Below are 8,644 nucleotides of genomic sequence, written 5' to 3' on the forward strand. Positions count from 1 at the left end.
CTTTTTTAGGTGATTATACGTAATATTGCGCCTGAGCCTTGAACATCTCGGCATAGATGCCGTCATGTAGATGAACAAGCTCCTCGTGAGTTCCCGATTCCTTTATGGTACCGTCGGAAAATACCGCTATCCTGTCGCAGAATTTGCAGGAGGACAGGCGGTGAGAGATATAGACCGCTGTTTTTCCGTGAACCAGGTCGTTGAACTGGCGGTATATCTCGTATTCAGCCACAGGGTCAAGGGCTGCGGTGGGTTCGTCAAGTATTACCACGGGAGCGTCTTTATAAAGCGCACGGGCAATAGCCATTTTCTGCTGCTCGCCGCCCGAAAGCTCCACGCCGTCCTTGTCAAACTGTTTGAACATCATAGTGTCCCTGCCCTTGGGGAGAGAGTTTATCTTGTTCAGAAGTCCGACCTTTTCATAAAGCTCGTCAACCTTTTCGGGGGAGTCCTTTTTACCAAGCAGAATGTTATCCTCGGCGGAAAATGCCAGAAGCTTGAAATCCTGGAAAACTACCGAGAAGCACTTCATATATTCGTCATAGTCGTATTCACGGATATTCACGCCGTCCAGAAGTATCTCGCCGCTTGTTACATCGTACAGTCGGCACAGAAGCTTTATGAATGTGGTCTTTCCCGCACCGTTAAGCCCTACGATGGAAAGCTTTTCGCCGCTGCGGAGCTTTATGGAGATATCATGCAGGACTTCCTTGTCCGCTCCCGGATATTTGAAGCTTACATTCCTGAACTCTATCTCGTGGCTGCCGTTTAAGTCTGCGATCTTTCTTGTGCCCTTTTCCATGGCAGGGGGATAGTTCATGAACTTGATTATCTCGTACATATAGCTGCTGCGCTTGACGATATCCTGAAAGCCCATTATTATAGCCTGCATGGAGCTGTAAAGTGTTCCGCCTGAGGCAAGCAGCTGGGAAAATACGCCGATGGTGATTTTTCCTGTGATGGCAAGCACGCCAAGGTAGAAATATGTGCCGAAATCACGGAGAACACTTATTATAATGTCAATGATATTCAGGGGATATTTCTTGTCGTTTATGTTCTGCCAGTAATCGCCCAGGCGTTTTATCTGTGCGGCGGATTTTTCAAGCATCATGCCTGCCGCACTGTAAAGACGGATATCCTTGCCGTAGTGGAAATCCTCCATTTCCCAGCAGATGTACCAGAAAATGCGGTCTATCCCCGAAAGCTCCGAGAAGTTCTTGATGTCGATATCGTTTTTCTTTGCGTTTATCACAGCCGACGCTGCCAGAAGTACTATTATGATAATGAGCAGAACGGGAGCGGTGAGTATCATTACCGTTATTACGCCCAGAAGCTTCAGCACGTTTGAGACTATGTTGAAGAAAGCGCTTGCAATGTTGTGTGTTCCGCCTGACCACTGTATTCCCTCACGGGCTTTCTGTATCTGGTCAAGAGCCTGTTTGTTTTCGGTCAGCGTGAAGTCTATCTTCATGCAGAGCTGGGATATCTCCTCGCTTGCGGCGTTCAGGAACATATCCTCTGTTTTTTGCAGCTGTATGTTTATAACGCTGTTAAGTCCCATAAGCAATATCTGTGATATTACCATTGCCGCACCGTAAAATACAATGATGCGGACATCCTTTTCGGGTGCGGTCATGGCGTTTATCAGCAGCGGGAGAAATATTATCTCCGCAAAGGGAACGGCTGCACCGATGATCACGTTCAGCACCGACAGGGGAATGTATGATTTTTTGTACTGTTTTATCTGTCGGAAGCAGTATTTCAGCGATTCCTTGGTGGGCGATATTTTTTTGTCAGCCATTTGAAGTCACCTCCTGACACGGTACATCGAAAATGTCCTTGTCCTCAACGTAATATTGTGCCTGAACACGGAACATATCCGCATATGCGCCGTCAGCTTCCATAAGGGAGTCGTGAGTGCCTATCTCTACCATTTCGCCGTCCTTGAACATTGCCACTCTGTCGCAGAAGCGTGTGGAGGAAAGGCGGTGAGAGATATATACTGCCGTGCGGTCGCCTACAAGCTCATTGAAGCTCTGATAAAGCCTGAATTCAGCCAGAGCGTCCAGTGCGGCGGTAGGTTCGTCAAGGACTATTATCTTACTCTTTTTATAAAGTGCTCTTGCAAGGGCAAGCTTCTGCTTTTCGCCGCCTGAAAGGTCAACTCCGTCATCGTAGAGGACTTTCAGCAGCTCGGTATCAACGCCCTTTTCCAGCTTGTCGAGCTTGTCGCCCAGACCTGCAAGACGAAGCATCTTTTCAGCCTCTGCCTTATCGGTATTGAAAGGCTCTTTCATGGAAACATTTTCCGCTACAGGAAATGCAAATACCATTACGTCCTGAAAAGCGGGAGCAAAAAGCTCATAGTATTCCTTGCGGTCAAATTTGCGGATATCGGTGCCGTTCATAAGGATACAGCCCTCGGTCACATCGTAAAGCCTGAGCAGAAGCTTGATAAATGTGCTCTTTCCTGCGCCGTTCAGACCCACAACCGCAAGCTTTTCGCCTGCATGAAGCGTAAGGTTCACGTTTTTCAGGGCATATTTTTCCTGACCTCTGTATTTAAAGGAAACATTCTTAAATTCAAAGGTATATTTGTCCGCAGGGGGAATGGGGATAGTCTGTGCCTTGTCATCAGCAGAGGGAATATCCATAAAGCTGCGGTAATCATCGGTATGTGCGCTTCTCTCACGGAGGGCGGACAGCGCCTGCAATATCTCGTTTATGGCATTGGAGAAAGCCGCAGCACTGGCGGTATAGAGTGTAAAGTTACCTATGGAAAGTCCGTTGAACACCACGCTGTAAACAAGCCAGCCTATGATTATCAGCTGCCGCAGCAGAGATATACCGTGAGCAAAAATGGTGTTGTATATCCAGTACTGGCGGGACTTTATCCAGTGGCGAAGCTCCTCGTCGTAAACGTCTATCTGCTTTTTTGCCAGATATTTCTGCATACCGAACAGGCGGATATCCTTTGCATAGGAAAAATCGGTCGTAACGTTTTCCATGTATTCCAGCTTGCGCCAGTGGGGCATCATAGCGTCCCACATTTCCTTTTTGTCCTTTTTGCGTATATAGTCAAAGAACAGGAACTGGGCAAAGGAAAGCACTACTATTATAAAGATTATCCAGGGGTTAAAGGTGGTCATGATTGCTACTGCAATGGTAACGGATATTATCTGCACGCCCATTACCTGCATATAGGTCATCATTCCCTGAACGCCCTGCCAGTCGCCTGCGGTGGCTCTTTTGGCTTTCTGGAGCCTGTCGAGCATCTCGGGAGTTTCCAGAGCCTCATACTCCATGCCCAAAGTTTTTGCGATACGCTCCTTGATTATCATAAGCCTTACATATGTAAAGCCTACGCTCATTTTCATAGATGATACGGTGTTGAGCCACATGAACAGAAGCTCAGCTGCCGAGGTAATAAGCGTAAGATACAGCAGAGGCTTTATATCCTTATCGGGGGAGCTTGCCTGCTGTTCTATCATATCTATTACAAGCTTACCGATGAAGCTCCACAGATAGGTCATTGAAGCTGCGGCGATACTGCCCGTGATAATAAACAGGATAAGGGATTTCCTGTATTTGACAAATTTTTCAAAAATATAGCGGCAGTTGCTTATAACGCCGTATTCCTTGTGTAATTCATCGGTGTTTTCATCTTTTTTATTGCGTTTAAAAAGGTTCACTCTGTATCATACCCCTTTCAGTCATATGTTCCGGTATCATTTGTTTTTTTTCAGAAAAGAAAGATCCTCACGTTTGAACCATGCTTCATCATCCCAGCTGATCTGATTCTGATATGAGCTTGGCGATGATATCATCATATCCGCACATATTATTATCATTATTGGTGCAACTGTCAGTACAGATGAAGTCCGGTATATACTGTCGCTTTTATTGTCCTCATTTATAATGCTGCCTTTTGAAAATGTTCCATTAAATTTACAGAGAAAATCAAGCGATTTTTCTGCCTTTTCTACAGGAATATCCAGAAGCTTTGCAACGGTTTTGGCACGGACAGCCTCCTGCCACTTTAATGTCAGCATATATTGAAGTATTTTCAGGTTTGTTTTATCCCCGAGGAATGCAAAAAGCTCAGCTGCTTTGTCGGTTACTTTCAAATAATTTGCAAGGCCCTCCTTCGGCTGCTTAACAAGGAAATAATATTCCAGGTTTTTGTTAAGACGCATATAGGTAAAGCCTGCTTTGCTGCTGATTTCCGATACGGTGACGGTATCTTTTTCGTCAAGCTCCGGGCGGTCATAATATGATCTGGTAGATGCCCATGCAGCGAGTTGTATCGCCCATGCGTAATTCAGCGCCTGTTCAAAGAACTCTTCCTTGCTGCTGTCGGAATCTGTCACTATATTCTGCAGCTCATCAATGATCTTCTGGACTGTGGAAGTATCCTCTTTTGCTCTGCCGTAAAGATAATCTATCGACACACCGAAAAAGTCTGCGATCTTTGGAAGAAGGTCGCCGTCGGGATAGCTGCCGTTTTCCCACTTGCTGACTGCCTGCGGGCTTACACCCAGATGAGCCGCAAGAATATCCTGTGTTACGCCATGCTCCTTGCGAAGCTTCTGAAGCTGTGCTGAAAATGTTGTGTTCATATTCAAGACCTCTTTTGTTTGATTTGACTACAGTATATCACAAGCGGCAGTTGATGTAAATTGCTGATTTACACTATCGTTCTACTTTTGGCATATATATCCCGATTTATCAACCTTAGGTAGAATTTGCGCATAAAAACAAAAAAGCCGCACTTCACATACAGGAAATGCGGCGGTTTAACGAATGTATGCTGTCAGACAGTTGCGAAAACGGCAGACAACAGCTTTTCCTTATATGATGACACATATTTTGTTCCGAATGTTGATATATTGAGATGTACGAACATATTGCCTGCCTCCTTTCATAATAATATGTTTGCAGTATATCACAACAAAATGCACTTGTCAATACATTTTTGCCAACAAAATGAAAAATCTCTCGCAGTTCATGGTAACAGATGTTTTGGAGAATATGATTTCACTTGCGGATAATTAGGATATGTATTTGTGAGATATGTCAGAATATAACGAAAAGATTGTATAAAATGCTCGGTTGTCAAAAGGCGGAAGCTGTGTTATAATTAAATCGGGGACGGCACCCATAACAAAAAACAGCACACAACCGAATACATGATGACAAAAGGGGGAGATACCCATAGGAAAAAACGTAATTGTCACTGATGAAACGGGTCAGAAGATAGGTCTTACCTACCCCAAAAGGGCAAGGGGACTTGTAAAAAACGGTCGGGCAGAGTATGTCTCAGACTGTATGATTCGTCTTTTGCACTTTGACTCTGCTCCGACATTAACGGAGGAAGTTAAAATGAGTAATGTTATAAATTTCAGTGCAAGAGAGTTCAGATTTGATAAGACCTGCGAGGACAATACAGGCATAAGAGCCGTTATCACAACATCTCAGGGAAATACCGAAGCCTATGAGATAGGCGACTGGAGCTGGAGCTGGACTCAGATATTCTGTGATAAAAAGCTTGAGAAAAACACAGATTATATCTTCCGCTTTGCAATGACAGGCGGTCATAACGATACCGATGATGAGGTGTCATTGGCGGAAATATATGCTCTTGACGGCTACGACGACCCTACTTCGGCGTGGGAGGACAGAATGACCTTTGCGTTGGGAAAGAGCCGTTATGCCCCCGTTATAAGCAAGCGTGACAGAACAGGATTACTGAGAGTTTTCGAGATACCGTTCAACACAGGCAACTCGGAAAACTGGCGCTTTGTCCTTATAGCACAGCACGCTGTTGCAGCTTTTTTTGCTCCTCTTGAAAATTACGCCTATGACGGACTTGAGGACCTTACCTATGAGCAGTGGCGTGAGGAGCGTACAGCACAGCTTAGGGATGAAAAGTCAATCTGGAATAAGCCGACCGGGAATAAGCATTCGTCTTCGCATTTCAATGATATCGTATCTTATATTAAAGAGGCGACAGACTTTGCCTCAAAGATAAAGGTGCTGAGCAAAAAAACGGTTAATAATGCCGAATTCACCGAAACGCAGTTTGCAGAGCTTATCCGCAGTCTTGCTGACGGAGATATCCGAGAGTTTTCAAACATTACCGTTCATTCTGACGATAATGATGAATTATTCGACCTCGGCGGCAGTATCGACGGAGCGGTACTTTCCTTTGACAGCATTACGATGACTGCAAGAGCCTTTTCAATGCTTGTAAATAAGCTCGGAGACGGCTGCGTTGTGAACATCTCAAATGTTAACGTTACCGATGAGGGAACGCTTTATGATATTGGCGTGCCGACCGACGGAGCAGTCATAAATCTTTCAAAGGCGACTCTTCCCCCAAAAGTGCTTGATATGCTCAACAGTAAAAAGGGCGACGGCTGTATGATATCCACCTCGGAGATATCCATAAACGACTGAACTCCTTGAATTACTCTTTTAATATGTAAATCGGACGGTGCGGGAATTTCTCCCGCATCGTTTTTATTTTACTTTCCAATACTATTGACGGAAAGAATAAAATGGAGTAAAATATAAATATAAACCTTTGAAAGGAACGGTCACATGAGCATAAAATTCCATCTTCCCGATTTCTGCGGAAATTACAAAATGAACCTTTATCTTGCGGACACACTGAATGAGCACCCCGAGTATTTCTATGACGATATAAAAATAGCCTCTTCCTACGGCTGTTTTCCCCCCGCTGCATGGAACGGCGGCAGGACTGTAACGGGAGCGGTCCGCCGTGAGTTCATCGACTTTATTATCAGGCAGTATAATTCAAGGGGTATCCCCATAAGATATACCTTTACAAATCCTCTTATAAAGGAGATACATCTTACCGACCCATTCTGCAACATGATTACGAGAATTGCGGAAAACGGTCTTAACGAGATAATCGTGAATGTTCCCGTGCTGGAGGATTACATAAGAAAGAATTATCCCCGTTATCCTCTCATATCCTCCACAGTCAAGCAGATAGAGGACAGAGACGCTCTTCTTGCGGAGCTGGAAAAGGACTATAAGCTGGTAGTTCTCGACTATAACTGGAACAACCGCTTTGATGAGCTGGAAACTCTTCCGCATAAGGACAAGATAGAGATACTTGTGAATCCATACTGCACACCCCACTGCAAGCGCAGAAAGAAGCATTACGAATTTTTGGGCGAGCGCCAGTTTGAGCATAATCTGCAGGTGTTCGGCAATGAAAAGCAGGCGCTCAAACCTATCCCCGAAAAAGAATTTCCATGTCCCAACATGAGCTTCGATTTTTACGACACCACAGGCTTTGAAACTCATGTTTCACCTCAGCAGATATATGAAAAGTATGTGCCTATGGGATATGAGAACTTCAAAATAGAGGGCAGGCTCATGCACCCTGCGGATATCCTTGAAAGCTATATGTACTATATGGTCAAGCCCGAATACAGGGATATGCTCCGCCTGAAAATGTTCAAGCACCTGCTGGAGAGAAAATGATGGGACTTTTTTCATTATTCCGCAAAAAGGATACTTCCGAACAGCCCTTGAAAAAGCGTCTTGCATCAATGCGCTGCAAAACGGTAAATTATGTGCTCACCGATTTTGACGAGCTGTGCGAGGGCATGGAAAGGTCGGCGGAGGAACTTGTTTCCCTAAAACCTGTGAACTACTACGCTCTGAAGGACGAATATATCGAGGCGGCGTTCTATTCCGATGACGCACACGAGGAGAATTATGTTATTTTCAGGCTCGTAAAGAACGACAGACCCGTAAAGGCAAGCGGGATCTATCCCGTTTCAAAGGACGTTCTTAGAAAGGCTTACACAAAGCTCGGCTCCGTTGATTTCTGATAAAAACAAAAAAACGGCTTGCCTGCTTGATTTTATGGGAATAAAAGTAAATTTGCATTAAAATTATAAGATTTTTACAAAAACCTCTTGACAAGTAACCGATTACTATAGTAAAATATACTTAAAGTTTCGGGCGCAGATACACCCTGAATTTGTATGATAAATTTTGTATTTACATAATGGAGGTAATTAAAATGAGCGAATTTTTCCCTACAATCGGTAAGATCCCTTACGAGGGCAAGAACAGCACAAATCCCCTTGCATTCAAGTACTATAATCCCGATGAGGTAGTAAACGGAAAGCCTATGAGAGAGCAGCTCAAGTTTGCTCTTTCCTGGTGGCACACCATGGGCGGCGACGGAACAGATATGTTCGGCTGCGGCACTACCGATAAGACCTGGGGCGAGACCGATTCCGAAAAGCGTGCTATCGCAAAGGCAGACGCAGCTTTCGAGATCATGGACAAGCTCTCCGTTGATTACTACTGCTTCCACGACAGAGACCTTTCTCCCGAGTACGGCAGCCTTGCTGAGACCAATGAAAAGCTTGACAAGGTAGTTGATTACCTCGAGAAGAAGCAGGCTGAAACAGGCAAGAAGCTTCTCTGGGGCACAGCTAAGTGCTTCGATCACCCCCGTTATATGCACGGCGCAGGCACATCTCCCTCCGCAGATGTATTCGCTTACACTGCAGCTCAGATCAAGAAGGCTGTTGAAGCAACCGTTAAGCTCGGCGGTAAGGGCTACGTATTCTGGGGCGGCCGTGAGGGCTAT

At 45.0% G+C, this 8,644-nt stretch carries 6 protein-coding genes and 1 pseudogene; 4 read left to right on the forward strand and 3 right to left on the reverse strand.

Features of this window, described 5'->3' with window-relative positions; genetic code table 11:
• Positions 1-13: 13 nt before the first annotated feature.
• From OCV68_RS08550 to OCV68_RS08560, 3 genes are read right to left on the reverse strand one after another with little or no spacing between them, the layout of a single operon-like run.
• A complete protein-coding gene (locus OCV68_RS08550) occupies positions 14-1,801 on the reverse strand; it encodes an ABC transporter ATP-binding protein (protein WP_262572043.1) in 1,788 nt (595 codons plus the stop codon).
• Positions 1,794-3,692, reverse strand: a complete 1,899-nt coding sequence (locus OCV68_RS08555; protein WP_262572044.1) for an ABC transporter ATP-binding protein — start codon at positions 3,690-3,692, stop codon at positions 1,794-1,796. Before OCV68_RS08555 ends, OCV68_RS08550 begins: the two co-directional genes overlap by 8 nt.
• A gap of 36 nt (positions 3,693-3,728) precedes the next feature.
• Positions 3,729-4,619 (reverse strand): helix-turn-helix domain-containing protein, encoded by an 891-nt coding sequence (locus tag OCV68_RS08560; RefSeq protein WP_262572045.1) that lies wholly within the window; start codon positions 4,617-4,619, stop codon positions 3,729-3,731.
• Positions 4,620-5,382: 763 nt separating this feature from the next.
• On the opposite strand from OCV68_RS08560, the gene OCV68_RS08565 reads away from it, so the two are divergent.
• The 4 genes and pseudogenes from OCV68_RS08565 to OCV68_RS08580 form a co-directional block, all read left to right on the forward strand.
• Positions 5,383-6,459 (forward strand): hypothetical protein, encoded by a 1,077-nt coding sequence (locus OCV68_RS08565; RefSeq protein ID WP_262572046.1) that lies wholly within the window; start codon positions 5,383-5,385, stop codon positions 6,457-6,459.
• A gap of 144 nt (positions 6,460-6,603) precedes the next feature.
• Positions 6,604-7,518 carry a hypothetical protein gene (locus tag OCV68_RS08570; protein ID WP_262572047.1) on the forward strand — a complete coding sequence of 305 codons (915 nt, stop codon included), beginning with the start codon at positions 6,604-6,606 and terminating at the stop codon, positions 7,516-7,518.
• Positions 7,518-7,871 carry a hypothetical protein gene (locus OCV68_RS08575; RefSeq protein WP_147621636.1) on the forward strand — a complete coding sequence of 118 codons (354 nt, stop codon included), beginning with the start codon at positions 7,518-7,520 and terminating at the stop codon, positions 7,869-7,871. The genes OCV68_RS08570 and OCV68_RS08575 overlap by 1 nt, the downstream gene beginning before the upstream one ends.
• Before the next feature lie 194 nt (positions 7,872-8,065).
• Positions 8,066-8,644: pseudogene (locus OCV68_RS08580) on the forward strand (xylose isomerase); the annotation flags it as partial.

Origin of the sequence: Huintestinicola butyrica (genome assembly GCF_025567215.1) — a bacterium.
Lineage (GTDB): Bacteria > Bacillota > Clostridia > Oscillospirales > Ruminococcaceae > Huintestinicola > Huintestinicola butyrica.

Bases quoted from the DNA above. Each gene is read 5' to 3' on its own strand.
- OCV68_RS08575 (WP_147621636.1), top strand. From the start codon at position 7,518: ATGGGACTTTTTTCATTATTCCGCAAAAAGGATACTTCCGAACAGCCC.
- OCV68_RS08550 (WP_262572043.1), bottom strand. From the start codon at position 1,801: ATGGCTGACAAAAAAATATCGCCCACCAAGGAATCGCTGAAATACTGC.
- OCV68_RS08565 (WP_262572046.1), top strand. From the start codon at position 5,383: ATGAGTAATGTTATAAATTTCAGTGCAAGAGAGTTCAGATTTGATAAG.
- OCV68_RS08570 (WP_262572047.1), top strand. From the start codon at position 6,604: ATGAGCATAAAATTCCATCTTCCCGATTTCTGCGGAAATTACAAAATG.
- OCV68_RS08560 (WP_262572045.1), bottom strand. From the start codon at position 4,619: ATGAACACAACATTTTCAGCACAGCTTCAGAAGCTTCGCAAGGAGCAT.